This is a genomic window from Anaerosalibacter bizertensis, assembly GCF_009696605.1.
Classification (GTDB): Bacteria; Bacillota; Clostridia; order Tissierellales; family Sporanaerobacteraceae; genus Anaerosalibacter; species Anaerosalibacter bizertensis.
In genome coordinates, this window is record NZ_VULR01000001.1 from 228047 (window position 1) to 251444 (window position 23398).

Below are 23398 nucleotides of genomic sequence, written 5' to 3' on the forward strand. Positions count from 1 at the left end.
ATGTTATTTATTCTAATATAAAAAATCCTTGTAAATATAAAAGGCAAGGATTTTTTATATTATAAATCACTTGCCTTAATAAATCAAATTTATTTAATTTTTTTCTTTCTTTTTTTTCTCTTTCTTGGCGGTGCCATATGAATGGCTTCACCTGTTAAACCTAATGTTGCTTCATAAAATGCCTCACTTAGAGTTGGATGAGCATGGATAGTCCTTCCTATGTCTTCAACACTTAGATCATTGGATATCGCTAATGCTCCTTCATGGATTAAATCGTTAGCATGAGGACCTATAATATGAACTCCAATTATCTTATTTTCTTCATTTGATAAAACTTTAACCAATCCTTCTCCTTGTCCTAAAGTAAGGGCCTTTCCATTAGCTCCAAATAAAAATTTACTAACTTTGTATGAAATACCTTTTTCTTTTGCTTCTTCCTCTGTAAGCCCTACATCAGCTACTTCTGGTATTGAAAACACACAATTAGGATATATATCTAAATTAATTTTAGGCTCAATTCCCATTATTTTTTCTATTACATATATAGCTTGACTAGAGGCTACATGAGCTAATTGAATTCCTACATTATTTACATCTCCTGCAGCATATATCCCTTCTATATTAGTTTCAAAATTTTCATTCACACTAATTCCCTTTTCACTATATTCAATTCCTAATTCATCTAGTCCTAATCCCTCAACTACTGGACCTCTTCCTGAAGCTATCAAAACTTTATCTCCTAATACCTCTATTTCCTCATCTTTATTTTTATACCTTGCTACTACTTTTAATTTATCTCCTTCTTTAATTATCTCTTTTGCTCTAATATCCATATATACATCTATTCCCTGTTTCTTCAAAAGAGGGGTTATTCTTTTTGAAATCTCTTTATCCGCATTTTTGAGCATCCTTGATGCTAAAAGTATTACATTGGAACCCAATCCATTGTATATACTTGCAAATTCTACCCCAATAACTCCTGCTCCTACTACAATTAACGTTTCTGGAATTTCTTCCATACTAAGCAAATCATCACTAGTAATTACACCTTCCATATCTATGCCTTTTGTTTCAGTCATAGTAGGTTTAGATCCTGTAGCAATAAGAATATTATCTACTGAAATTTCTCTTTCATCATTATTTTTTAATTTAACTGAAATAGTATTTTTATCTTTAAGTTTAGCTCTTCCAGCAATGTATTCAATATTTTCATAAGAAGATAGAAGTTTTTCTATTCCTTTCACTAGCTGATTTACAATACCATTTTTTCTTTCTTGCATCCTTTTTCCGTCCAAATTATAATTATCTACTTTTATACCAAATTCCTCACTATTTTTTAAATCTGTCATTATTTCCGCATTTCTAAAGTAAGCTTTAGTGGGGATACAGCCTCTATTGAGGCATGTTCCCCCTAAATCTCTATCTTCAATTAAATATATATTTGCTCCTAATTGAGCTCCCCTAATAGCTGCCACATAACCTGCAGGACCTGCACCTATTATTGCTATGTTCTTTTTCAAGCAAAAACACCTACCCTTCATACTTTAATACCGGATTTCTTGCTGCCTTTGTTTCATCTATTCTTCTCACCGGAGTATTATGAGGTGCTTCTTTTAGTATTTCTGGATTTTCTTTAGCTTCTTTTGCTATTTGTTTTAAAGCTGCCACAAATTCATCGAGTGTTTCTTTGCTTTCTGTTTCTGTTGGTTCAATCATTAGAGCTTCGTTTACGATAAGTGGAAAATAGACTGTTGGAGGATGGAATCCAAAGTCTAGAAGTCTCTTTGCTATGTCTAATGTTTTAACTTCTAGATTTTCATCCTTTAAGCCACCTAGTACAAATTCATGTTTATATATAGTATCTATTGGAAGATAATAATCTTCTTTTAATTGAGACATTAAATAGTTTGAATTTAGAACTGCTACTTCACTAGCCCTCTTAAGTCCATCTTTACCCATAGTCAATATATAACTATAAGTTTTAACTAAAACATTAAAGTGCCCATAAAAATCTTTTACTTTTCCTATGGAATTTGGATAATCATAATTTAAGAAATATCTATCTTCTTCCCTTTCAACAACTGGAACTGGTAAAAATTCTATAAGATCTTTCTTTACTCCTACTGGTCCACTACCTGGTCCGCCACCACCATGAGGAGTAGAAAAAGTTTTGTGTAAATTTAAATGTACTACATCAAATCCCATATCACCTGGTCTAGTAATGCCCATGATAGCATTTGCATTGGCTCCATCATAGTATAATAATCCACCACAGTCATGAACTAAATCTGCAATTTCTTTTATCTCTTTTTCAAACAAACCTAATGTATTTGGATTTGTAAGCATAAGTCCTGCAATCTCATCACTTAATACTTCCTTTAAGCTTTCAATATCTACAAGTCCTTCTGCAGTAGACTTTACTTCTACTGCATCAAATCCTGCCATAGCTGCACTAGCTGGATTTGTACCATGAGCTGAGTCAGGAACTATTATTTTAGTCCTTTTAGAATCACCTCGTTTCTCATGATAAGCTTTAATAAGCATTAAACCTGTAAGTTCTCCATGAGCTCCTGCAGCTGGTTGTAAAGTCATTTTATCCATTCCCGTTATTTCACAAAGAGCTTCATCTAACTCATACATAAGTTTTAATGCACCCTGTACTGTTTCTTCTCGTTGATAAGGATGTATATTTACAAATCCGTCTAATCTTGCCATATCTTCATTGATCTTTGGATTATATTTCATAGTACAAGAACCTAATGGATAGAAACCTGTGTCTACTCCATAATTTTTGTTTGCTAGATTTGTATAATGTCTAATTATATCTACTTCGCTTACTTCTGGAAAATCTATTTCTTTTTCATTTAAATATTCTTCAGGAATAAGTTCTTTCAAATCTATTTCTTCCACGTCTATTTCTGGAAGTTTATAGGCAGTCCTTCCTTCTTTTGAAAGTTCAAATATTAATTTATCATACTCTCTCATATTATCCCCTCCAATACACTTGCTAATGTATCTATCTCTTTTTTAGTCCTCTTTTCTGTCACACAGTATAATACTCCATTTTCATATTGGGGATAACTATTTTCTAGAATAAATCCACCTAAAATATTTTCTTTTAATAATTCATCATTTATTTTTTCACCCGATACATTACTAGTTATCGCAAACTCTTTAAAGAAAGGTTTGTCAAATAGTGGTTTATACTTTCCTGTAGCTGTAATTTTATCATAAGCATAGTGGGCCTTGGTTATACTTTGAGTTGCTACTTCTCTAAGTCCTTTTTTACCTAAGGTCACCATATACACTACACTTGCCAATACATTTAAACCTTGATTTGTACATATATTTGATGTTGCCTTGTCTCTTCTTATGTGCTGTTCTCTAGCCTGAAGTGTAAGAACAAAGGCCCTCTTTCCATCTACATCTGTAGACTGGCCAACGATTCTTCCTGGCAATTTTCTCATATGTTTTTTCTTAGTTGCTATAAATCCCAAATAAGGTCCTCCATAACTTAGTGGAATACCTAATGATTGTCCTTCTCCTACTACTATATCGGCTCCTAATTCTCCAGGAGATTTCAATATTCCTAAAGATATAGGATCTACACTTACAACAAGCATAGTCTTCTTTACACTATGAGTTATCCCTTCTACAGCTTCTATATCTTCAATTATTCCAAAGAAGTTTGGACTTTGAACTATAACTGCTGCAGTATTTTCATTTATCTTTTCTTCTAACTGTTGTAAATTTGTAGTTCCATCTAATTCATCTATCTCAATTAATTTTAAACCTTGTACATGAGCATAAGTCTCTAATACTCTTCTGGAATCAGGGTGTACAGTTTTAGAAACAATTATTTCATCTTTTCTCGTTATATTAGATGCCATAATAGAAGCTTCTCCCAGAGCTGAGCCTCCATCATATAAAGAAGCATTTGACACATCCATACCAGTTAAATTTGATATGAGTGTCTGATATTCAAAAATATATTGTAAGGTTCCTTGGCTTATTTCTGCTTGATATGGAGTATAAGAAGTATAAAATTCGCTTTTAGATATGATATGGTCTACTATTGAAGGTATATAGTGGTCATAGGCTCCTGCGCCTAAAAAACATGTAAGATCGTTTATGGTTTTATTTTGTGTAGCAAGATTTATAAGATATTTCTTTACTTCTATTTCTGACATAGATTTGTTTAAATTTAATTCTCTATTAAGTTTTACTTCTTCTGGAATATCGTTAAATAGTTCTTCTATAGAGTTAACCCCTATAGATTCGAGCATTTTTCTTTCATCATCATTGGTATTAGGAATGTATGGATACATACCTATACCTCCTCTTCTAAGAACTTTTCATATTCTTCATGATCCATTAATTCATCAAGTTGTGACTTGTCTTCTAATTCTACTAAGATCATCCAGTTTTCATAAGGATCTTCATTTACAAGACTTGGATCATCTTCTAACTCTTCATTTATCTCCAATACTCTTCCATCAACGGGTATATAGATATCTGCTGCAGCTTTAACAGATTCTACAACTGCAAATGAATCTTCCATTTCAAACTCATCATCTATATCTGGCAATTCTACATATACTATATCGCCTAATGAGTCTTGAGCATAATCTGTAACCCCTATATAAGCTTTATCTCCTTCTACTTTTATCCATTCATGATCCTTTGTGTAAAGTAAACCTTCTAAAACTTTCATAATATATACCTCCCCTTATCTTTTATAAAATCTTTTATTTATTATTTCAGCCTTAACAGGCTTCTTTCTTATAAGTATTTCAATTTCATTTCCAAGTTTTGCTTCACTGGAATCTATTAAAGCCATGCCTATATTTTTCTTCAATGTAGGTGAAAAATATCCAGTAGTTACATGACCTATTTTATTTCCATTTTTGTAAACTTCATATTCCTCTCTTGGAACCCCTCTTCCTTTTAATTCAAACCCAACTACTTTTCTTTTTAGGTTTTCATTTTGTTTAACTAGAGCTTCTTTGCCTATAAAATCTTCTTTGTCCAATTTAACAAAAAACTTTTGATCTCCTTCTAGTGGTGAAATAGTTTCTGATATTTCATGGCCATACAATGGAAGACCAGCTTCAAATCTTAAAGTATCTCTACAGCCTAATCCAGCGGGTGCTACTCCATATTTTTCTCCCACTTCTAATATACTATTCCATACTTTTTTTATACCTTCTAGTGAAGTATATATTTCAAATCCATCTTCTCCTGTATAACCTGTTCTAGAAACTAAACATTTTGTATCTGCTACTAATATGTCTTTTTTAAAGTAAAAAGGCTTTATTTCTGATAAATCTTCTTCTGTTAATTCACTAAGTATTTTCTCTGCTAATGGCCCTTGAAGTGCAACCTCTCCTATTTTTTCAGAAACGTTTTCAAGTATTATATTATATCCTTCTTTATTATCAATCATCCATTTAAAATCTTTATCTGTATTAGCTGCATTTGGAACTAACATGTATTCATCTTCATCAATTTTATAAACTAAAAGATCATCAACTACTCCTCCATCTGGATAACACATGAAAGTATACATTATCTGTTGTTTTTTTAGTTTTGATAAGTCGTTGGTAAAAATATGTTGTAAGTACTCTAAAGCTTCTTTTCCCTTTACTATAATTTCCCCCATATGAGTAACATCAAATATACCTGCTTTGCTCCTAACTGCCTCATGCTCTTTCATAATGCCCGCATACTGTACTGGTAGAGCCCAACCTGCATAGTCTACCACTTTCCCCCCAAGTTTTATGTGCTCATCATATAAAGGGGTCTTTTTTAATTCCATACATTCCAACTCCTTTCTTGTGGATATATATATATGCATATTGTATTTTTATTACATATATGCATATTGTGTATTTATTACCCTTTTAATTTAATAATAAACATTTTTTTATAAATAGGAAGCTAGTCCTAAATTCCTATTTATATCTATTTTCTATCTAAATTTATATTCTTTATTTCAAATATATTTATAGAACCATCTTCATTTTTTTCAAAAGCCTTTTTCCCATATTTATCTAATTCATTTTTATCTTTTGGTGCATGATGTAAACTTGCAGGTCCTGAAATACATCCACCCTCACAAGCCATTCCTTCTATAAAGTTTCCATTTAATCTATTTACTTTTGCCATTTTTAAAGCCTTATCGCAGTCCTTTATTCCATTACATTTTACTGGTTTTAATTCAATATCTATTTCTTCTGATTCAATTACATGCTCAACTGCTTCTGTAACTCCTCCACTTCTAGCAAATATTCTTCCATAATAAGAAGCATTATTTAGTTTTCCATCATTACATTTATTCAGATCTATTTCCAAAGCATCAAGCATAGCTGCTAATTCTTCAAAAGTTAATACATAGTCTATATCATCTTTCAGTTCATCTTCCATTGCCTCAGCTTTTTTAGATACACAAGGCCCTATGAAAACTACTCTAGCCTTTGGATCCATTTGTTTTATAAATCTTGATGTGGCTATCATAGGTGAAACAGTATTTGATATTTTATCTTCTAATTGTGGATAATTTTTCTTTATATAAGATACAAAAGCAGGGCAACATGATGTAGTAACTATATTCTTTTCTTCTATAGTCTCTGCAACCTCTTTAGCCTCATGAAGTGCAACCATATCTGCACCTAAAGCAACTTCTAATACATCATAAAATCCTAATTTCTTGATTCCACAAATAACTTGTTCAATATCTGCATAGGTAAATTGACTAGCTATTGCTGGTGCTATAGTTGCATATACATGAATATCTTTATTTTTCTTAGCCTCTTTCAACAGATCTATAACATCTGTAATATAAGATTTATCCATTATAGCTCCAAAAGGACATTGTATAATACAAGCTCCACACTGAATACATTTTTCATTATCTATAACAGCTTTTCTTGTATCATCAAAGGATATAGCTCCTGCACTACAAGCCCTTCTACAAGGTCTAATAACATCTGCTATAGCATTATAAGGACATGCTTGTTTACATCTTCCACATTCAATGCATTTATCTTGATCTATATAAGCCCTTCCACCTACATGATAAATAGCCCCTCTTGGACAAGCTTCTGAACATCTATGTGCAAGACAACCCCTACAAGCTTCCGTTATAAAAAATCTATTTATTGGACATTTGTCACAAGCTACATCTATAACTTCAATTATATTTTTATTCTCCCTATCCCCCCCCATAGCCAACTTAATTCGGTCCTTTGTTATTTCCCTCTCCTTATATATACAACATCTTGTACGTGGTTCTGGTCCTGGATCTACTATGAAAGGAATAGTATCAGCCTTGTCTTCTAAAGTTCCTTCCATGCTCAATCTAGCCACTTCTCTCAAAACTTCATATTTAATAAGCTGAACATCACTTTCAAATTTCCTAGTATCACTCATTATACTTAATCACCCCTTATTCTATTATTTTTATTGGTTTATTATTTGAATTCTTTTATAAATAGTATTGGAGTTTGATATGATTTGTCATTTTGAAAAGTAGTTTTGTATAAAATTTGAAATATTGATTTTATATTGCCTTTATAATAAGTATACAATTATGTTATTTTTTTATCAATTATAAATTGGTTTTTATTTATTAAATATATTTAATTTATCTTTAAATCTTATTGATCTACGTTTAGATTTTCAATTTCATTGAAATATCTTATTATTCCTGAATATATAGCCCAAGCAATTTTTTCTTGATATTTATCATTTTGAAGTAACTTCTCTTCATCTGGATTTGATAAAAAACCACATTCTATTAATATAGAAGGTACTTCTACTTCCCTTAGCAAATAAATATTTTCCTTTGATTGTGGAATTCTTTTATTATTCTCATCTAACACTTTTCTAAGTTCATCTTGAACTATATAAGCTAATTTTTTGCTTTTTTCACAACCTTCTTTGTAAAAAGTTTGAGCACCATAGTATTTAGATTGAGGAAAACTATTAAGATGTATTGTTAAGAAAATATCACAATTATTTTTATCTATTATCTTTTTTCTATTTCTTAAATCTTCATTTTTCTTTTCTTTAATTGTTTTAGATTCCTCCGTATAAAGTCCACTATTATCATTTCTAGTTATAACAACTATTCCTCCACTTTGTTCTATTATTCTTTTCAACTTTAAGCCAATAGCTAAATTTATTTCACTTTCACTTACTCCACTTTTCCCTGAAGCTCCTGAATCTATACCACCATGGCCTGGATCTATTCCTATTATTTTATTTCCTATTGGTAAATAGGTTGGAATAACTAAACTACTTATTACAAATTTTGATATTATTAATCCAATAAATATAGCCAATATAATGTATAGATATTCTTTCCTTATATATATAACTTTCATTACAATTCCCTCCTTTACATTCAAAATATATTGGCTTATATTTGTCCATATTACAAAAAACAAAAAACACTGGATTTTCCAGTGTTTTTGTATAATATATTGACTATCTCTTTGAAAATTGTGGTGCTTTCCTAGCTTTCTTAAGACCATATTTCTTTCTTTCTTTCATTCTTTGGTCTCTTGTTAAGAAACCTTCTTTCTTTAATACTGGTCTTAGTTCTCCATCAGATTCTAATAAAGCTCTAGCTATGCCATGTCTTATTGCACCAGCTTGACCAGTATATCCGCCACCATGTACATTTACAAACACATCATATTTATCTGATGTTTCAGTAACAGTTAGAGGTTCTCTAACAATAACTTTCAATGTATCATAATCAAAATATTCATCTAAATCTCTTTTATTAACAACTATTTTTCCAGAGCCAGGAACTAATCTAACCCTAGCAATAGCATTTTTTCTTCTTCCTGTTCCAAGATATTGTACTTTAGCCACTTACAATCCTCCTTTCCTCAAAAACTAGAATTCATAAACTTCAGGTTTTTGAGCTTCATGATTATGTTCAGGTCCACTATATACTTTTAATTTTCTAAACATTTGTCTGCCTAAACTATTCTTTGGAAGCATACCTTTAACTGCCAATTCAATAACCTTTTCAGGTTTTTCTCTTAGCATTCTATCATAAGATATCTCTCTTAATCCACCTGGATGTCCAGTATGGTATTTGTAACTTTTTTGTTGTAGTTTTTTCCCAGTTAAAACAATCTTGTCTGCATTTATTACAATTACATAATCACCAGTATCTACATGAGGTGTATATATAGGTTTATTTTTTCCACTAAGTATTTTACTTACTTCAGTTGCTAATCTTCCTAATACTTTTCCTTCAGCGTCTATTACATACCATTTTCTTTCAACTTCATTTGGTTTTGCCATGTAGCTTTTCATCAATTTCCCTCCTTACTACAGAGTTGTATAGTATTTATATGATAAAATCCGGGGCTAGTGGATTTTAAATTCAAACACTCTTATATATTTTAATACAAGGAGCCTAGTGTGTCAAGAATTATAGTCATATTAATAGCAAACTTTTTCTAAATATAATCCTTCAGGTGGTGCAGTATGTCCTGCACTTTTTCTATCCCTTGATTTTAATATATTAATAATATCATGTGGGCTTATCTTTCCAATTCCTATATCTACTAGTGTACCTACTATAATTCTTACCATATTATATAAAAAACCATCTCCATAGATTTCAAAAACAATAATATTATTGTAGGTGTTTAAAGAAGCATAATAAATGCTCCTAACAGTATCTTCTACATTACTTCCTGAAGCCATAAAAGCTGCAAAATCATGTTTACCTATAAAATAATCCTTAGCTTCATTCATCTTTTCAAAATCAAGCTTATACGGCACATAATAGGTGTAATTTCTTAAAAGAGGAGATTTAATAGGAGCATTGTATATTAAATATTTATACTTTTTGCCTAAAGCGTCATATCTTGAATGAAAGGACTTTTCTACCTCTTTTGACTCTATTATGGCGATATCTTCTGGAAGATATCTATTTATAGCATATTTAAATTTTGTACCTGGAATTGAAGAATCTGTAATAAAGTTAGCTACTTGTCCTTTCCCATGTACTCCACTGTCTGTTCTACCAGCACCTATTATTGTGATTTTTTCACCTATAGCATTTGCAATGGCTTTTTCTATTTCCTCTTGAATTGTATTTGCATTAGGCTGCCTTTGCCATCCAGAATAATTTGTTCCATCATATTCAATTGTCAATTTAATATTTTTCATATGTATCCCTCTATATATATCTAGTAGATATTAAGAAACCAAAAAATATTGTCATTATAATCATAGCAATATAATCTATTCTTTCAATTTTAATTTCATTGAGCCTTGTTCTATGTTCTCCACCTCTATAACATCTAGCTTCCATTGCCATAGCAAGTTCATCTGCTCTTCTAAAAGAGTTTACAAATAAGGGAACTAATAAGGGAACCAAGTTTTTTGCCCTATTTAGTATATTTCCACTTTCAAAATCAGCACCACGAGCCATTTGAGCTTTCATTATTTTATCTGTTTCTTCTAATAGCGTAGGAATAAACCTTAAAGCGATAGTCATCATCATAGCCAATTCATGTGCAGGCAACCCTATAACCTTTAGTGGATTTAATAATTTTTCAATACCATCTGTCAATGATATAGGGGAAGTAGTCAATGTAAGTAATGAAGTCCCCATTATTAAAAATATTAGCCTAAGAGCCATAAATATAGCTTGGTTTAAACCTTCTCTAGTCACCTCTAGAGGTCCTATATTAAATAACACTACACCTTTAGTCATAAATACATTTATAACAAAAGTAATTATTAAAATGAATCTCAACGGTTTTAAACCCTTAAGCACATATTTAAATGGTACTTCTGAAAGTTTAATTGTAGTTAATATAAAACCAAGAATAAATATATATGGATAAAATTTATTTATAAAAAATAAAGAAATTATAAAAACAAATGTAATTAATATCTTTACTCTTGGATCTAGTTTGTGAACAATTGTATCTCCTGGGAAAAATTGTCCTATAGTTATATCTTTAAGCATTGTCTTTTCTCCTTAAATATTTTAATAATTCTACTTTAGCTTCCTCTATGGTTAAAATATCATCTGACACTGGATTGCCTTTTGACTTGAATTTTCTCATGAAATCAGTTACTTGTGGAATTCCAAGTCCTAACTTTTCTAACTCTTTTCCATTTTTAAATACTTCTCTAGGAGTTCCTTCCATGGCTATTTGTCCACCGCTCATTACTACAATTTTATTCACTAACTTAGCTATATCTTCCATGCTATGAGAAACTAATATAATGGTTATTCCTTCTTTTTTATATAGGTTTTGGATTTCTCCTAATATCTCATCCCTACCCTTAGGATCTAATCCTGCTGTAGGTTCGTCTAATATTAAAACTTTTGGCTCCATAGCTACTACCCCGGCTATAGCCACCCTTCTTTTTTGCCCTCCACTTAATTCAAATGGAGATCTATCTCTCATGTTTTCAAAATCTAAACCTACCAATTCCATAGCTTTCTTAACTCTACTGTCAATTTCTCCTTCATCCAATCCTAGATTCCTAGGACCAAAAGCTATATCTTTGTACACTGTTTCTTCGAACAATTGATATTCTGGATACTGAAAGACTAGTCCTACCTCTTGTCTTACAGTTCTAAGTTTAGTTTCTTTAGCAGTTATATCTAGTCCATCAATAATAATCTTACCTTTTGTAGGTCTTATAAGGCCATTTAAATGTTGAACAAGAGTAGATTTTCCAGAACCAGTATGCCCTATTAGTCCTACAAAGTCTCCATTTTCTATCTCCAAATTTATGTTATCTAATGCTTTAGTTTCAAAGGGACTCTCTGGATTGTATACATAACTTAAATTTTCAATTTTAATTATCATAAGGCCATCACCAATTCTTCAACAGTTAATATATCGCTAGGTATATCTATACCTTCTTTTCTCAATTCATAAGCAAGCTCTGTTACTTGAGGTACATCTAAACCGATTTCTTTCATTTCTTTAACTTTACTAAATACTTCTCTTGGAGTTCCTTCCATAATAATTTGTCCTTTTTCCATTACTACAATTCTATCAGCTTCTACTGCTTCTTCCATATAGTGAGTTATATGAACAATAGTTTTATTTTGCTCTTTATTTAACTTTTTTATAGTATCCATAACTTCTTTCCTACCTATTGGATCTAACATAGCAGTAGGTTCATCTAATATAATACAATCTGGATTCATAGCAAGAACTCCTGCTATAGCTATACGCTGTTTTTGTCCTCCTGAGAGTAAATGTGGAGCATGTTTTTTATATTTGCTCATTTCTACGATTTCTAAAGCCTGGTCTACTCTTTGTCGTATTTCTTTAGGATCTATTCCTTGATTTTCAGGTCCAAAGGCAACATCTTCCTCTACTATAGTGGCAACTAATTGATTGTCTGGATTTTGAAAAACCATACCTGCACTCTGTCTTATATCCCAAAGTTTTTCTTCATTCTTAGTGTCCATTCCCTTTACATAAACATTTCCACTAGTAGGCAATAAAAGTGCATTCATAAGTTTAGCCAATGTAGATTTTCCCGAACCATTATGCCCCAATACTACTAGAAATTCCCCTCTATTTACTGTTAAGTTTACATCCTTAAGAGCCGTAAAACCTTGTTCATCTATAGTTGAATACTTATAAGTAGCATTTTCGATATTTATCATTTCATTCGACATTATTACCCCTCATTTTTTATATATTTCCATTACTAATAATAACACAAGGAATTTTAAGAATCAATGAAATTAAATAAGTTAGATAGTTAAAAGGGACTAAGTTATAAAACTTAATCCCCCACTATCTACAATAATTCTATTATCGCCATTTCTGCACCGTCTCCTCTTCGTGGACCCATCTTTAAAACCCTTGTATATCCACCATTTCTTTCAGAGTATTTTGGTGCAATTTCATCAAACAACTTTGTTACTACATCTTCGTCATATATATATGCTAAAACTTGTCTTCTCGCATGTAAATCTCCTCTTTTTGCAAGAGTGATCATTTTTTCAGCCATTCTTTGTGTTTCTTTTGCTCTAGCATGTGTAGTTTCAATTCTACCATAAGCTAACAATTTAGTCACTTGATTTCTTAGCATCGCTTTTCTGTGATCTGTAGGGCGACTAAGTTTTCTTAATTGAGCCATCCTATTATCCCTCCTTCACTCCTTGTTACTCATCGCTTTTTCTAAGGCTTAATTCTAAATCAGCTAATTTATTTTTAACTTCTTCAAGGGATTTCTTACCCAAATTTCTTACTTTCATCATGTCTTCTTCAGTTCTCTGAGTTAATTCATCTACTGTATTTATTCCTGCTCTCTTCAAGCAATTATAACTTCTTACTGAAAGATCTAATTCTTCTACAGTCATTTCTAAAACTTTTTCTTTCTTGTCTTCTTCTTTTTCAACCATTATTTCTACATCATTTACATGTTCAGTCAAATCTATAAATAGATTTAAGTGTTCAGTAAGTATTTTTGCACCAAGGGATGTTGCTTCGTCTGCTTTTATAGTTCCATTAGTCCATACTTCCAATATAAGTTTATCATAGTCTGTTATTTGACCAACCCTTGTATCTTCTACAGTAAAATTAACTTTTTTTACTGGGGTAAATAGTGAGTCTACTGGAAGCATTCCTATTGGTTGTTCTTCTTTTTTATTTCTCTCAGCAGTTACATAGCCTCTACCTTTTACCATTTCTAATTCCATATAAAGTTCTCCATCTTCATTTACAGTAGCGATATGAAGATCTTTATTCAATATCTCTACATCTGGATCAGTTATTATATCTCCAGCAGTAATTTCCATTGGGCCTTTAGCCTCTATTCTCAATATTACTGGCTCGTCAGAGTACATCTTGGCTGCAATATCTTTGATATTTAATATTATTTCTGGAACATCTTCAAATACTCCTGGAATAGTACTAAACTCATGAAGAACTCCTTGAATCTTAATTGATGATACAGCTGCACCAGGTAATGAAGAAAGAAGTACCCTTCTAAGGCAGTTGCCTAGGGTAGTTCCATACCCTCTTTCCAATGGTTCTAAAACAAATTTGCCATAACTATCATCTTCACTCAATTCAACTATTTCTATTTTAGGCTTTTCAATTTCTATCATTAACAATAACCCTCCCCATATTTAAATATTTCAAGATTCCGAGGGCAACTGATTCTAAATAATAAATCATTATTTGGAATACAACTCAACTATTAAGTGTTCTTGAATTGGTAAATCTATTTCTTCTCTTGATGGTTCAGATACTATTCTACCCTTTAATTCTTCAGGACTTACTTGAATCCATTTTACAGTAGTACCTCTATGTTCTTCTACCATTTCTTTAAATCTTGAACTACTTTTACTTTTTCCTTTAACTTCTATTTCATCTCCTACTTTAGTTAAATAGGATGGTATATCAACTTTTTTACCATTTATAGTAAAATGTCCATGAGTAACAAGTTGTCTTGCTTCTGCTCTAGATGCAGCGTAACCCATTCTATAAACTACATTATCAAGTCTGGATTCTAATATTTTAAGCAAGTTTTCACCTGTAATTCCTTTCATCTTATCTGCCATGTTGAAATACTTCAACATTTGTGATTCTTGTATACCATAATATCTACGAACTTTTTGTTTTTCTCTTAATTGTAGTCCATACTCAGTTAATTTCTTTCTTGATTGTCCATGTTGACCTGGAGCATAATTTCTCTTTGCTACAGGACATTTATCCGTATAACATTTATCTCCTTTTAGATAAAGTTTTTGTCCTTCTCTACGACATAATCTGCAAACAGGACCTGTATATCTTGACATTCTCTATGCACCTCCTATTGATTAAACTCTTCTACGTTTTGGTGGTCTACAACCATTATGTGGTATTGGTGTTACATCTTTAATTAAATTAACTTCCAATCCTGTTGCTTGAAGAGAACGAATAGCTGCTTCCCTTCCAGCACCTGGTCCTTTAACGTATACTTCTACAGTTTTAAGACCATGTTCCATAGCTTTCTTTGCTGCTTCTTCGGCAGCTTGTTGTGCTGCAAAAGGAGTAGATTTTCTTGAACCTCTAAATCCTAATTGTCCAGCACTTGCCCAAGAAAGAACATTTCCTTGAGTGTCTGTAAGTGTTACTACTGTATTATTAAAAGTAGATTGAATATGAGCTTGACCTCTCTCTATATTCTTACGTTCTTTTTTTCTTCTTACACGAGTCTTAGCACCTTTTTTAGTTGCCACTTAAAATCCCTCCTTTTACTATCTACTCTTCTTACTTGCTACCTTACGTGGACCTTTTCTAGTTCTTGCATTAGTCTTTGTATTTTGTCCTCTAACTGGCAGCCCTCTTTTATGTCTAATTCCTCTATAACAATTGATTTCTTTAAGTCTCTTAACATTCATTGCTATTTCTCTTCTTAGATCACCTTCAACAGCATATTCATCAACAATACTTCTTAACTTAGCTATTTCTGATTCAGTTAAATCTTTAACCCTAGTGTTTCTATCTACGCCTGCTTTTTCTAATATTTCATTAGCTCTTGATCTACCTATACCAAATATATAAGTTAAACCAATTTCAACTCTTTTATCCCTTGGTAAGTCAACACCAGCAATTCTAGCCATTAATGTTCACACCTCCTAATATACTCCTATATAAAATTTCTAACAAGTAGCTGCATTACTATCAATATACTTTCCTTTAATTCTATATCAAAAATTATCCTTGTCTTTGCTTATGTTTTGGATTTTGGCAAATAACCATTACTTTTCCTTTTCTTCTTATGATCTTACATTTTTCACACATCTTCTTAACTGATGGTCTTACCTTCATTCCAATCCCTCCTATGCTACTTTTTTCGCCATGTAATTCTCCCTCTTGTCAAATCATAAGGTGACAGCTCAACAGTAACCTTATCTCCTGGAAGTATCCTTATAAAATTCATTCTTAGTTTACCAGATATATGAGCAAGTATTTCATGCCCATTTTCTAGTTCTACTTTAAAAATAGCGTTTGGTAGAGCATCTGTTACTGTACCCTCTACCTCTATAATATCTTTTTTAGACATTAAGTTATCGAACCTCCTGTTCAACAAACCAAAATTTATAATTTTATCTTGAAAGGTTCTAATAATTTCCTTATATAAGCGTTGTTTATTTTGGTTCCATTTTCAATTTTTTCTTTTAGTTCTGGAACTATTGTATTATAAATAATTAAATGTTTAACTTTCTTCTTCTTTGGATTATCCAGTTTTCTAATATCTCCATCTACAACATATAGATATTTATCATCAATTATATCCAAAACTAAAAATATATTACCTTTATCTCGACCAGCTCTTGACTTAACCACCTGACCAACGGTTATGTCGCTAGTTGAATCCATTTACTTCACCTCTTTATGGGCTTTTGTAAGCTGTCTTGTCAATCGGAGAAAGGCAGAGCCTTTCTCAACATATAACTATTCTAAAGATTTGACAATATCTTTAAATACATCTTCAATGGCTTGCTTACCGTCTACACTAAATATTATACCCTTTTTAGTATAGTAATCTACTAGTGGTTTAGTTTCTTTTAAGTAAACCTCTATACGGTTAGCAACAGTTTTTTCTGTATCATCATCTCTTTGATAAAGTTCTCCACCGCATACGTCACATTCTTCTTCTTTTTTTGGAGGGTTAAACTCTATATGATAAGTTGCACCACAATTTTTACAAATTCTTCTTCCTACTGCTCTTTTTATTAGTTCATCACTTTCTACATCAATATTAATTACATGGTCTAATTTTAATTCCATCTTTGTAAGTTCTTCATCTAATGCCTCTGCTTGTTTCACTGTTCTTGGAAAACCATCTAAAAGAAAACCATCTTTACAATCATCTTCCAATAACCTATCTTTTACAATTGAAACAACAAGTTCATCTGGAACCAATTGTCCTTTATCCATATAAGCTTTTGCTTTTTTCCCAAGTTCCGTACCTTTTTTTATATTTGCTCTAAAAATATCTCCCGTAGATATATGGGGAATATTATATTTTTTAATAATAGCTGAAGCCTGAGTTCCTTTTCCTGCTCCAGGTGGCCCTAACAACACCAACCTCAAGAAAATCATCTCCTAAAATTATTTTAAAAATCCTTCGTAATGTCTCATAAGCATTTGAGCTTCTATTTGCTTTACAGTTTCTAATACAACACCTACAACTATAATTAAAGCTGTTCCACCAAAGTTTACATTTAATTTAAATATAGATGATAAAATTATTGGTAGTGAAGCTATAGCAGCTAACGATATTGCTCCAACAAATGTAAGCCTCGAAACAACTTTATTTAAGTATTCCGATGTTGGTCTTCCAGGTCTAATTCCTGGAATAAATCCACCATATTGTTGTAAGTTTTGTGCATATTCTACTGTATTAAACTGTATTGCAGTATAAAAATAAGTAAAGAATATTATTAGAAGAATATTTAATATAGAATATACCCATGCTCCAACAGCACCACCAGGGGTTAAATACTTAGTTATCCAAGCTGATGGCTCTCCTCTAAACATAAGTGCTAATGTTTGAGGAAATGCTAAAAGAGATGTAGCAAAAATAACTGGTATAACTCCTGCCATTGACACTTTGATAGGAATATGTGTACTTTGTCCTCCATACATTTTTCTTCCAACAACTCTCTTTGCATATTGAACTGGAATCCTTCTTTCTCCTTCTTGCAATAGTATAACTACTCCAATAATAACTATTGCAAATACAACAAATAATATCAGCCCAATTATACTTATTGATCCTGCTTTATATAAGCCTATCATCTTTTTTATCTCACTAGGTATTCTTGAAATAATACCTACAAATATAATTAAGGAAATTCCATTTCCTATTCCTTTGTCAGTAATTTGCTCTCCAAGCCACATTAAAAATGCAGTACCTGCTGTTAAAGTAATAATTACTATTGCTACAGGTAAAAAACTCTTTGAAATTAGAGCTCCATTAAAGAAACCTATTGTTATACCTATTGCTTGAATTAAAGCTAGTATAACTGTACCATAACGAGTCATTTGTGCTATTTTCTTTCTACCCTCTTCTCCTTCTTTAGCCATTTCTTCAAGACGAGGAATAGCTATTGTTAGAAGTTGTATAATAATAGAAGCTGTTACATAAGGGTAGATATTTAGTGCAAATATACTAAACTGACTGAAAGATCCTCCGGCCATCATATCTAAAAACTCTAACACTCCACCTTGAGATTTTTCAAATATTTCTTTTATTACTGCCTTATCCATTCCAGGTACAGGTATACTAGATCCTAATCTAAATACAAGAAGCATAAACAAGGTGAATATGATTTTCTTCCTAATATCCGGAACTCTCCATGCATTTTTGAGCGTTGAAAGCATCTAGATCACCTCTACCTTTCCCCCTGCAGCCTCTATTTTTTTAGCAGCAGATTTGCTAAACTTATGAGCTTTAACGGTAAGTTTTTTATCTAAATCTCCATCCCCTAGTATTTTAACTCCATCATTTAACTTTTTAATTAATCCTTCCTCTAATAATAATTCTGGTGTTATAACAGTATTTTCATCAAATCTATTTAAATCTACAATATTTATAATTGAATATTTTGTTGCAAAAATATTTGTAAAACCTCTCTTTGGAAGTCTTCTATACAAAGGCATTTGACCACCTTCAAATCCTGGTCTCACGCCACCACCTGAACGAGCTTTTTGTCCTTTATGTCCTTTCCCAGAAGTTTTTCCTAGACCTGAACCATATCCTCTTCCTACTCTCTTTGGTGATCTGCTTTTTGCACCTTCACTAGGTTTTAGATCATGTAGTTTCATAGGTACACCTCCTCTTATCTTCAATATCGATACTATTCTACTACCTCAACCATATGTTTTACTTTTTCAATCATACCTCTAATTTGAGGAGTATCTTCTTTTTCTATAACTTGACCAACCTTTTTTAGTCCAAGAGCTTCTACTGTTCTTCTTTGAGCTTCTGTTTTACCAATATAGCTCTTAGCCAATTTGATTTTAATTTTAGCCATATTTACTCCCCCCTAACCTATTATTTCATCTACTGATTTTCCTCTTAATTTTGCTACATCTTCTACTTCTTTAAGTTCTTTTAAACCTTGCATAGTCGCATTTACTATGTTTCTAGGGTTACTTGTTCCTAAAGATTTAGTTCTTATGTCTCTAATACCTGCTAACTCACATACAGCACGCACAGGTCCTCCAGCAATAACTCCTGTACCTTCTCTTGATGGTTTAAGAAGTACTTTTCCTGCACCAAATTCTCCTAATATTTCATGAGGTATTGTAGTTCCTACAAGGGGAACTCTTATTACATGTTTACGTGCATCTTGTATAGCCTTCCTTATAGCTTCCGGTACTTCAAGAGCTTTTGCCATTCCAACTCCTACATGCCCATTTTCATCTCCAACTACTACCAATGCACTAAATCTAAAGTTTCTACCACCTTTAACTACTTTAGCTACACGATTTATACTTACAACTCTCTCTTTCAAATCTAATTCACTTGGATCTACATATTGACGTTGCATTTATTCCCCTCCTTCCTTAAAATTTCAATCCTGCTTCTCTTGCTGCGTCAGCAAGTTCTTTAACTCTTCCGTGATAAATATATCCGCCTCTATCAAACACTACTTCTTTAATTCCTTTTTCTTGAGCTCTTTTAGCCACTAACTTACCTACAAGTTTTGCCGCTTCTTTATTACTTGTTTTATCTAATTTATCTTTTAATTCCTTATCTAGTGTTGAAGCTGAGACAATTGTATTGCCTACAGTATCGTCTATAACCTGAGCATAGATATGGTCTAGGCTTCTATAGACATTCAATCTTGGTCTTTCAGGAGTACCAGTTAATTTTTGTCTAGCTCTCATATGCCTTTTTTTTCTTTTTTCATTTCTATTAATTTGTTTAAGCAACTATATCACTCCCTTCTATTTACCAGTCTTACCAACCTTACGTCTAACCATTTCACCTTCATATCTTACACCTTTACCTTTATATGGTTCTGGTTCTCTGTAAGATCTAATTACAGCAGCATAATTTCCTACTTTTTGTTTGTCTATTCCTTTAATAACTATCTTATTAGGTTGTGGTACTTCTACCACTATACCTTCTGGATCTTCCATTTCTATAGGATGAGAAAATCCAAGATTTAACACAAGTTTCTTACCTTGTTTTTGTGCACGGTATCCAGTTCCTTGAATTTCTAAAGTCTTAGAAAACTCTCCCACAACTCCATCTATCATGTTTGCTATAAGTGTCCTTGTTAATCCATGTAAGGATTTATGTTTTTTATTTTCAGTTGGACGACTAATAGTTATTATATTATCTTCTATTTTTATGCCCATTTCAGGACTTAATTGTTGCTCAATTTTTCCCTTAGGCCCTTTTACTTCAACAAAATTTTTATCATCTATTTTAACTTCTACTCCATTTGGAATAGTTATTGGTTTTAATCCTATTCTTGACATAAGTGCACCTCCTGTCCCTTTAAATTACACATGATATATTACCAAACGTAACAAAGAACCTCTCCACCTATTTTTTCTACTCTAGCTTCTTTATCAGTCATAATGCCTTTTGAAGTGGAAAGTATAGCTATACCAAGTCCTCCTAACACTCTAGGAATCTCATCGTTTTTAACATATACTTTCAAGCCAGGTTTAGATATTTTCTTTATTCCGCTAATAACTTTTTCATTATTATTACCATATTTTAGTTGAACTCTTATAAAACCTTGTTTTCCATCATCAATTACATCAAAACTCTTAATGAAACCTTCATCTAGTAATATTTGAGCTATATCTTTTTTAATATTTGATGCTGGAATATCTACAGATTCATGTCTTGCATTGTTACCATTTCTAATCCTTGTAAGCATATCCGCAATTGGGTCAGTCATCATAATTTGCTACCTCCTTTCAACACATTACTTACTACCAGCTAGCTTTTCTAACACCAGGAATTTGTCCTTTATATGCTAATTCTCTAAAACAGATACGGCAAATACCATATTTTCTTAAATAAGCATGAGGTCTACCGCAAATTTTACATCTATTATATTCTCTAGTACTAAACTTTTGTTTTCTTTTTTGTTTAGCCACTTTTGATTTCTTAGCCAAAATATCTCCCTCCTTATTCTACTTTTTAAAAGGCATTCCCATAACTTCTAAAAATGTTTTTGCCTCTTCATCAGTTTTAGCAGTAGTAACAATTATTATATCAAGCCCTCTTATGGCCTCCACGTTGTCATATTCAATTTCAGGGAAGATCAATTGTTCTTTTATACCAAGAGCATAGTTTCCTCTACCATCAAATGATACAGGGCTCACCCCTCTAAAGTCTCTAACTCTTGGTAGTGATATATTCATTAATTTATCTAAAAAATCATAAGCTCTTTCTCCTCTTAATGTTACTTTTGTACCAACAGGCATTCCCTCACGTACTTTAAAGTTAGCTATAGATTTTTTAGCCTTTGTAACTATAGGCTTTTGTCCAGAAATCAAACCTAATTCTTCTACTGCACTTTCCAATAGTTTAGGATTTTCTTTTGCCTCTCCAACTCCCATATTTATAACTATTTTTTCTAGTTTAGGTACTTCCATCACACTGCTATATTGAAATTTTTCCATTAAAGCCGGAACAACTTCATTAACATATTTTTCTTTTAATCTGGAAGTCATATCTGCTACCTCCTTTCAATTGTCCATTATTAGTCTAATTCTTCTCCACAAACTTTACAAATTCTAACTTTATCTCCGTTTTCTAAAAATTTATATCCAACTCTTACGCCTTTTTTATCTTTATCACAATAATACATAACATTTGAAGCATCTATAGGACCTTCTTGATGGATTATACCACCTTCTTGCATTGGGCCTGTAGCTTTTTGATGTTTTGTAAGCATATTAACGCCTTCAACTATAACTCTATTTTCTTTAGGAAAAGCTGTTAAGATTTTTCCTTTTTTTCCAATGTCTTTTCCAGATATAACTATTACTGTATCTCCTCTTTTAATTTTCATAACATACACCTCCTCTTATAGTACTTCAGGTGCCAATGATATAATTCTCATATAGTTTCCGCTTCTTAATTCCCTTGTAACTGGTCCAAATATACGAGTTCCTGTTGGCTGTTTGTCATCTTTTATAATAACAGCTGCATTTTCATCAAATTTAATATAGCTTCCATCATTTCTTCTAACACCTTTTTTAGTTCTAACTATAACCGCTTTTACTATCTCACCCTTTTTAACAACACCACCAGGTGTTGCACTTTTAACAGAACAAACTACCGTATCTCCAATATTTGCATATCTTCTATTGGAACCTCCAAGTACTTTAATAACTAAAAGTTCTCTTGCACCTGAGTTGTCAGCCACCTTAAGACGGCTTTCTGTTTGAATCATGAGATTACCTCCTTTCCACACCTAGGGACTATTTTGCTTTTTCAATTATACTTACAAGTCTCCAGTTTTTATCTTTGCTCAATGGTCTAGTTTCCATAATCTTAACCACGTCTCCAACCTTACATTCATTATTTTCATCATGTGCTTTAAATCTTGTAGTTTTTTTAATTTGCTTTTTATATAAAGGGTGTGTAACAAATGTTTCTACTGCTACTACTACAGTTTTATCCATTTTGTCGCTTACAACACGTCCTACTCTTTGTTTTCTATTTCCTCTTTCCATTTGAAACTAAACCTCCTTTCCTATCCCTAGTTCTCTTTCTCTTGATACTGTTTTAACACGAGCAATATCTTTTCTTATAGCTTTTATTCGCTTTGGATTATCAAGCTGGCCTGTAGCTAATTGAAATCTCAAATTGAATAATTCGCTCTTTAATTCTAATAATCTATTATTTAATTCTTGATCTGTTAATTCGCGAATTTCATTAGCCTTCATTAGCTTCACCACCCTTTTCCTCTCCATCTTCACGAGTGACAAACTTCGTCTTTATAGGTAATTTATATGATGCCAGTCTCATAGCTTCTCTTGCTACTTCTTCTGAAACTCCGCCCATTTCGAACAGAATTCTTCCTGGTTTTACAACTGCAACCCAATATTCTGGTGATCCTTTACCTGATCCCATACGAGTTTCAGCTGGTTTTTCAGTAACTGGTTTGTCTGGGAATATTTTTATCCAAACATTTCCGCCTCTTTTTACGTATCTAGTCATAGCTCTTCTCGCAGCTTCTATTTGATTTGAAGTAATCCATGCTGGTTCAAGTGCTTGCAAGCCATATTCTCCATAAGTTATTTTATTGCCACGATTAGCTTTACCTTTCATTCTTCCTCTATGAACTCTACGATATTTAACCCTTTTAGGCATTAACATTTTACCTTCCTCCTTCCTA

General features: G+C 32.0%; 36 protein-coding genes. All 36 read right to left on the minus strand.

The genetic code is table 11. The features are described 5' to 3' along the window. Positions 1-89: 89 nt before the first annotated feature. A complete protein-coding gene (gene lpdA / locus FYJ27_RS01105) occupies positions 90-1520 on the minus strand; it encodes a dihydrolipoyl dehydrogenase (RefSeq protein ID WP_154481809.1) in 1431 nt (476 codons plus the stop codon). A gap of 10 nt (positions 1521-1530) precedes the next feature. Then, a complete protein-coding gene (gcvPB, locus tag FYJ27_RS01110; protein WP_154481812.1) occupies positions 1531-2985 on the minus strand; it encodes an aminomethyl-transferring glycine dehydrogenase subunit GcvPB in 1455 nt (484 codons plus the stop codon). Beyond that, positions 2982-4328 (minus strand): aminomethyl-transferring glycine dehydrogenase subunit GcvPA, encoded by a 1347-nt coding sequence (gene gcvPA, locus FYJ27_RS01115; protein ID WP_154481815.1) that lies wholly within the window; start codon positions 4326-4328, stop codon positions 2982-2984. The genes gcvPB and gcvPA overlap by 4 nt, the downstream gene beginning before the upstream one ends. 2 nt (positions 4329-4330) lie before the next feature. Then, positions 4331-4714, minus strand: coding sequence for a glycine cleavage system protein GcvH (gcvH, locus tag FYJ27_RS01120; RefSeq protein WP_154481818.1), 384 nt, complete (start codon positions 4712-4714; stop codon positions 4331-4333). 15 nt (positions 4715-4729) lie between these two features. Continuing rightward, complete coding sequence (gene gcvT, locus FYJ27_RS01125; protein ID WP_154481820.1) at positions 4730-5818, minus strand: glycine cleavage system aminomethyltransferase GcvT; 1089 nt, start codon at positions 5816-5818, stop codon at positions 4730-4732. 146 nt (positions 5819-5964) lie between these two features. Beyond that, complete coding sequence (locus FYJ27_RS01130) at positions 5965-7431, minus strand: 4Fe-4S dicluster domain-containing protein (RefSeq protein ID WP_154481822.1); 1467 nt, start codon at positions 7429-7431, stop codon at positions 5965-5967. A 227-nt stretch (positions 7432-7658) separates the two neighbouring features. Further along, a complete protein-coding gene (cwlD, locus tag FYJ27_RS01135) occupies positions 7659-8387 on the minus strand; it encodes an N-acetylmuramoyl-L-alanine amidase CwlD (RefSeq protein ID WP_154481824.1) in 729 nt (242 codons plus the stop codon). A 103-nt stretch (positions 8388-8490) separates the two neighbouring features. Beyond that, entirely contained in the window at positions 8491-8883 is a 393-nt protein-coding gene (gene rpsI / locus FYJ27_RS01140; RefSeq protein ID WP_216384414.1) for a 30S ribosomal protein S9, read from the minus strand. Positions 8884-8907: 24 nt separating this feature from the next. Beyond that, positions 8908-9336: a 50S ribosomal protein L13 gene (gene rplM, locus FYJ27_RS01145; protein WP_154481826.1), complete on the minus strand. Its 429-nt coding sequence runs from the start codon at positions 9334-9336 to the stop codon at positions 8908-8910. Positions 9337-9465: 129 nt separating this feature from the next. After that, positions 9466-10200: a tRNA pseudouridine(38-40) synthase TruA gene (gene truA, locus FYJ27_RS01150; RefSeq protein WP_154481828.1), complete on the minus strand. Its 735-nt coding sequence runs from the start codon at positions 10198-10200 to the stop codon at positions 9466-9468. A gap of 10 nt (positions 10201-10210) precedes the next feature. Beyond that, positions 10211-11008: an energy-coupling factor transporter transmembrane component T family protein gene (locus tag FYJ27_RS01155; protein ID WP_154481831.1), complete on the minus strand. Its 798-nt coding sequence runs from the start codon at positions 11006-11008 to the stop codon at positions 10211-10213. Beyond that, complete coding sequence (locus FYJ27_RS01160; RefSeq protein WP_154481834.1) at positions 11001-11864, minus strand: energy-coupling factor transporter ATPase; 864 nt, start codon at positions 11862-11864, stop codon at positions 11001-11003. Before FYJ27_RS01160 ends, FYJ27_RS01155 begins: the two co-directional genes overlap by 8 nt. After that, positions 11861-12691 (minus strand): energy-coupling factor transporter ATPase, encoded by an 831-nt coding sequence (locus tag FYJ27_RS01165; protein WP_154481837.1) that lies wholly within the window; start codon positions 12689-12691, stop codon positions 11861-11863. The genes FYJ27_RS01160 and FYJ27_RS01165 overlap by 4 nt, the downstream gene beginning before the upstream one ends. Before the next feature lie 125 nt (positions 12692-12816). Continuing rightward, entirely contained in the window at positions 12817-13158 is a 342-nt protein-coding gene (gene rplQ, locus FYJ27_RS01170; RefSeq protein WP_154481840.1) for a 50S ribosomal protein L17, read from the minus strand. Positions 13159-13183: 25 nt separating this feature from the next. Continuing rightward, on the minus strand, positions 13184-14131 hold the full coding sequence (locus tag FYJ27_RS01175) for a DNA-directed RNA polymerase subunit alpha (protein WP_154481843.1): 948 nt from the start codon (positions 14129-14131) through the stop codon (positions 13184-13186). A gap of 69 nt (positions 14132-14200) precedes the next feature. Then, positions 14201-14824: a 30S ribosomal protein S4 gene (gene rpsD / locus FYJ27_RS01180; RefSeq protein WP_154481846.1), complete on the minus strand. Its 624-nt coding sequence runs from the start codon at positions 14822-14824 to the stop codon at positions 14201-14203. A 21-nt stretch (positions 14825-14845) separates the two neighbouring features. After that, positions 14846-15247 (minus strand): 30S ribosomal protein S11, encoded by a 402-nt coding sequence (gene rpsK / locus FYJ27_RS01185; RefSeq protein ID WP_216384408.1) that lies wholly within the window; start codon positions 15245-15247, stop codon positions 14846-14848. An 18-nt stretch (positions 15248-15265) separates the two neighbouring features. Continuing rightward, positions 15266-15631: a 30S ribosomal protein S13 gene (gene rpsM / locus FYJ27_RS01190; protein ID WP_154481849.1), complete on the minus strand. Its 366-nt coding sequence runs from the start codon at positions 15629-15631 to the stop codon at positions 15266-15268. 94 nt (positions 15632-15725) lie between these two features. Then, complete coding sequence (gene rpmJ / locus FYJ27_RS01195; RefSeq protein WP_154481852.1) at positions 15726-15839, minus strand: 50S ribosomal protein L36; 114 nt, start codon at positions 15837-15839, stop codon at positions 15726-15728. A 16-nt stretch (positions 15840-15855) separates the two neighbouring features. Beyond that, positions 15856-16074, minus strand: a complete 219-nt coding sequence (gene infA / locus FYJ27_RS01200; protein ID WP_154481855.1) for a translation initiation factor IF-1 — start codon at positions 16072-16074, stop codon at positions 15856-15858. Positions 16075-16109: 35 nt separating this feature from the next. Further along, positions 16110-16391 (minus strand): KOW domain-containing RNA-binding protein, encoded by a 282-nt coding sequence (locus tag FYJ27_RS01205; protein ID WP_154481858.1) that lies wholly within the window; start codon positions 16389-16391, stop codon positions 16110-16112. Positions 16392-16466: 75 nt separating this feature from the next. Further along, positions 16467-17108, minus strand: a complete 642-nt coding sequence (locus FYJ27_RS01210) for an adenylate kinase (protein ID WP_154481861.1) — start codon at positions 17106-17108, stop codon at positions 16467-16469. A gap of 18 nt (positions 17109-17126) precedes the next feature. Continuing rightward, a complete protein-coding gene (gene secY / locus FYJ27_RS01215; RefSeq protein ID WP_154481864.1) occupies positions 17127-18401 on the minus strand; it encodes a preprotein translocase subunit SecY in 1275 nt (424 codons plus the stop codon). After that, complete coding sequence (rplO, locus tag FYJ27_RS01220; RefSeq protein ID WP_154481867.1) at positions 18402-18845, minus strand: 50S ribosomal protein L15; 444 nt, start codon at positions 18843-18845, stop codon at positions 18402-18404. Positions 18846-18877: 32 nt separating this feature from the next. Then, positions 18878-19054, minus strand: a complete 177-nt coding sequence (gene rpmD, locus FYJ27_RS01225) for a 50S ribosomal protein L30 (protein ID WP_154481870.1) — start codon at positions 19052-19054, stop codon at positions 18878-18880. 12 nt (positions 19055-19066) lie between these two features. Further along, positions 19067-19573, minus strand: coding sequence for a 30S ribosomal protein S5 (gene rpsE, locus FYJ27_RS01230; RefSeq protein ID WP_154481873.1), 507 nt, complete (start codon positions 19571-19573; stop codon positions 19067-19069). A 16-nt stretch (positions 19574-19589) separates the two neighbouring features. After that, entirely contained in the window at positions 19590-19958 is a 369-nt protein-coding gene (gene rplR, locus FYJ27_RS01235) for a 50S ribosomal protein L18 (protein WP_154481876.1), read from the minus strand. A 15-nt stretch (positions 19959-19973) separates the two neighbouring features. Then, entirely contained in the window at positions 19974-20513 is a 540-nt protein-coding gene (gene rplF, locus FYJ27_RS01240; protein WP_154481879.1) for a 50S ribosomal protein L6, read from the minus strand. A gap of 38 nt (positions 20514-20551) precedes the next feature. Then, positions 20552-20947, minus strand: a complete 396-nt coding sequence (gene rpsH, locus FYJ27_RS01245) for a 30S ribosomal protein S8 (RefSeq protein ID WP_154481882.1) — start codon at positions 20945-20947, stop codon at positions 20552-20554. A gap of 31 nt (positions 20948-20978) precedes the next feature. After that, positions 20979-21164 (minus strand): type Z 30S ribosomal protein S14, encoded by a 186-nt coding sequence (locus FYJ27_RS01250; RefSeq protein ID WP_154481885.1) that lies wholly within the window; start codon positions 21162-21164, stop codon positions 20979-20981. 18 nt (positions 21165-21182) lie between these two features. Beyond that, positions 21183-21725 carry a 50S ribosomal protein L5 gene (gene rplE / locus FYJ27_RS01255; RefSeq protein WP_154481888.1) on the minus strand — a complete coding sequence of 181 codons (543 nt, stop codon included), beginning with the start codon at positions 21723-21725 and terminating at the stop codon, positions 21183-21185. Between the two features lie 29 nt (positions 21726-21754). After that, complete coding sequence (gene rplX / locus FYJ27_RS01260; protein ID WP_154481891.1) at positions 21755-22066, minus strand: 50S ribosomal protein L24; 312 nt, start codon at positions 22064-22066, stop codon at positions 21755-21757. Positions 22067-22081: 15 nt separating this feature from the next. Continuing rightward, positions 22082-22450 (minus strand): 50S ribosomal protein L14, encoded by a 369-nt coding sequence (gene rplN / locus FYJ27_RS01265; protein WP_154481894.1) that lies wholly within the window; start codon positions 22448-22450, stop codon positions 22082-22084. 28 nt (positions 22451-22478) lie between these two features. After that, positions 22479-22733 carry a 30S ribosomal protein S17 gene (rpsQ, locus tag FYJ27_RS01270; protein WP_154481897.1) on the minus strand — a complete coding sequence of 85 codons (255 nt, stop codon included), beginning with the start codon at positions 22731-22733 and terminating at the stop codon, positions 22479-22481. 6 nt (positions 22734-22739) lie between these two features. After that, positions 22740-22946: a 50S ribosomal protein L29 gene (gene rpmC / locus FYJ27_RS01275; protein WP_154481900.1), complete on the minus strand. Its 207-nt coding sequence runs from the start codon at positions 22944-22946 to the stop codon at positions 22740-22742. After that, complete coding sequence (gene rplP, locus FYJ27_RS01280; RefSeq protein ID WP_154481904.1) at positions 22936-23379, minus strand: 50S ribosomal protein L16; 444 nt, start codon at positions 23377-23379, stop codon at positions 22936-22938. The genes rpmC and rplP overlap by 11 nt, the downstream gene beginning before the upstream one ends. Positions 23380-23398: the final 19 nt, after the last annotated feature.

What these genes read in the sequence shown, in the direction of transcription:
- gcvPB (WP_154481812.1), bottom strand. Translation starts at nt 2,985, where the DNA reads ATGAGAGAGTATGATAAATTAATATTTGAACTTTCAAAAGAAGGAAGG.
- gcvPA (WP_154481815.1), bottom strand. Translation starts at nt 4,328, where the DNA reads ATGTATCCATACATTCCTAATACCAATGATGATGAAAGAAAAATGCTC.
- gcvH (WP_154481818.1), bottom strand. Translation starts at nt 4,714, where the DNA reads ATGAAAGTTTTAGAAGGTTTACTTTACACAAAGGATCATGAATGGATA.
- gcvT (WP_154481820.1), bottom strand. Translation starts at nt 5,818, where the DNA reads ATGGAATTAAAAAAGACCCCTTTATATGATGAGCACATAAAACTTGGG.
- FYJ27_RS01130 (WP_154481822.1), bottom strand. Translation starts at nt 7,431, where the DNA reads ATGAGTGATACTAGGAAATTTGAAAGTGATGTTCAGCTTATTAAATAT.
- cwlD (WP_154481824.1), bottom strand. Translation starts at nt 8,387, where the DNA reads ATGAAAGTTATATATATAAGGAAAGAATATCTATACATTATATTGGCT.
- rplM (WP_154481826.1), bottom strand. Translation starts at nt 9,336, where the DNA reads ATGAAAAGCTACATGGCAAAACCAAATGAAGTTGAAAGAAAATGGTAT.
- truA (WP_154481828.1), bottom strand. Translation starts at nt 10,200, where the DNA reads ATGAAAAATATTAAATTGACAATTGAATATGATGGAACAAATTATTCT.
- FYJ27_RS01155 (WP_154481831.1), bottom strand. Translation starts at nt 11,008, where the DNA reads ATGCTTAAAGATATAACTATAGGACAATTTTTCCCAGGAGATACAATT.
- FYJ27_RS01160 (WP_154481834.1), bottom strand. Translation starts at nt 11,864, where the DNA reads ATGATAATTAAAATTGAAAATTTAAGTTATGTATACAATCCAGAGAGT.
- FYJ27_RS01165 (WP_154481837.1), bottom strand. Translation starts at nt 12,691, where the DNA reads ATGTCGAATGAAATGATAAATATCGAAAATGCTACTTATAAGTATTCA.
- rplQ (WP_154481840.1), bottom strand. Translation starts at nt 13,158, where the DNA reads ATGGCTCAATTAAGAAAACTTAGTCGCCCTACAGATCACAGAAAAGCG.
- FYJ27_RS01175 (WP_154481843.1), bottom strand. Translation starts at nt 14,131, where the DNA reads ATGATAGAAATTGAAAAGCCTAAAATAGAAATAGTTGAATTGAGTGAA.
- rpsD (WP_154481846.1), bottom strand. Translation starts at nt 14,824, where the DNA reads ATGTCAAGATATACAGGTCCTGTTTGCAGATTATGTCGTAGAGAAGGA.
- rpsM (WP_154481849.1), bottom strand. Translation starts at nt 15,631, where the DNA reads ATGGCTAGAATTGCTGGTGTTGACTTACCAAGGGATAAAAGAGTTGAA.
- rpmJ (WP_154481852.1), bottom strand. Translation starts at nt 15,839, where the DNA reads ATGAAGGTAAGACCATCAGTTAAGAAGATGTGTGAAAAATGTAAGATC.
- infA (WP_154481855.1), bottom strand. Translation starts at nt 16,074, where the DNA reads ATGTCTAAAAAAGATATTATAGAGGTAGAGGGTACAGTAACAGATGCT.
- FYJ27_RS01205 (WP_154481858.1), bottom strand. Translation starts at nt 16,391, where the DNA reads ATGGATTCAACTAGCGACATAACCGTTGGTCAGGTGGTTAAGTCAAGA.
- secY (WP_154481864.1), bottom strand. Translation starts at nt 18,401, where the DNA reads ATGCTTTCAACGCTCAAAAATGCATGGAGAGTTCCGGATATTAGGAAG.
- rplO (WP_154481867.1), bottom strand. Translation starts at nt 18,845, where the DNA reads ATGAAACTACATGATCTAAAACCTAGTGAAGGTGCAAAAAGCAGATCA.
- rpmD (WP_154481870.1), bottom strand. Translation starts at nt 19,054, where the DNA reads ATGGCTAAAATTAAAATCAAATTGGCTAAGAGCTATATTGGTAAAACA.
- rpsE (WP_154481873.1), bottom strand. Translation starts at nt 19,573, where the DNA reads ATGCAACGTCAATATGTAGATCCAAGTGAATTAGATTTGAAAGAGAGA.
- rplF (WP_154481879.1), bottom strand. Translation starts at nt 20,513, where the DNA reads ATGTCAAGAATAGGATTAAAACCAATAACTATTCCAAATGGAGTAGAA.
- rpsH (WP_154481882.1), bottom strand. Translation starts at nt 20,947, where the DNA reads ATGATGACTGACCCAATTGCGGATATGCTTACAAGGATTAGAAATGGT.
- rplE (WP_154481888.1), bottom strand. Translation starts at nt 21,725, where the DNA reads ATGACTTCCAGATTAAAAGAAAAATATGTTAATGAAGTTGTTCCGGCT.
- rplX (WP_154481891.1), bottom strand. Translation starts at nt 22,066, where the DNA reads ATGAAAATTAAAAGAGGAGATACAGTAATAGTTATATCTGGAAAAGAC.
- rplN (WP_154481894.1), bottom strand. Translation starts at nt 22,450, where the DNA reads ATGATTCAAACAGAAAGCCGTCTTAAGGTGGCTGACAACTCAGGTGCA.
- rpsQ (WP_154481897.1), bottom strand. Translation starts at nt 22,733, where the DNA reads ATGGAAAGAGGAAATAGAAAACAAAGAGTAGGACGTGTTGTAAGCGAC.
- rpmC (WP_154481900.1), bottom strand. Translation starts at nt 22,946, where the DNA reads ATGAAGGCTAATGAAATTCGCGAATTAACAGATCAAGAATTAAATAAT.
- rplP (WP_154481904.1), bottom strand. Translation starts at nt 23,379, where the DNA reads ATGTTAATGCCTAAAAGGGTTAAATATCGTAGAGTTCATAGAGGAAGA.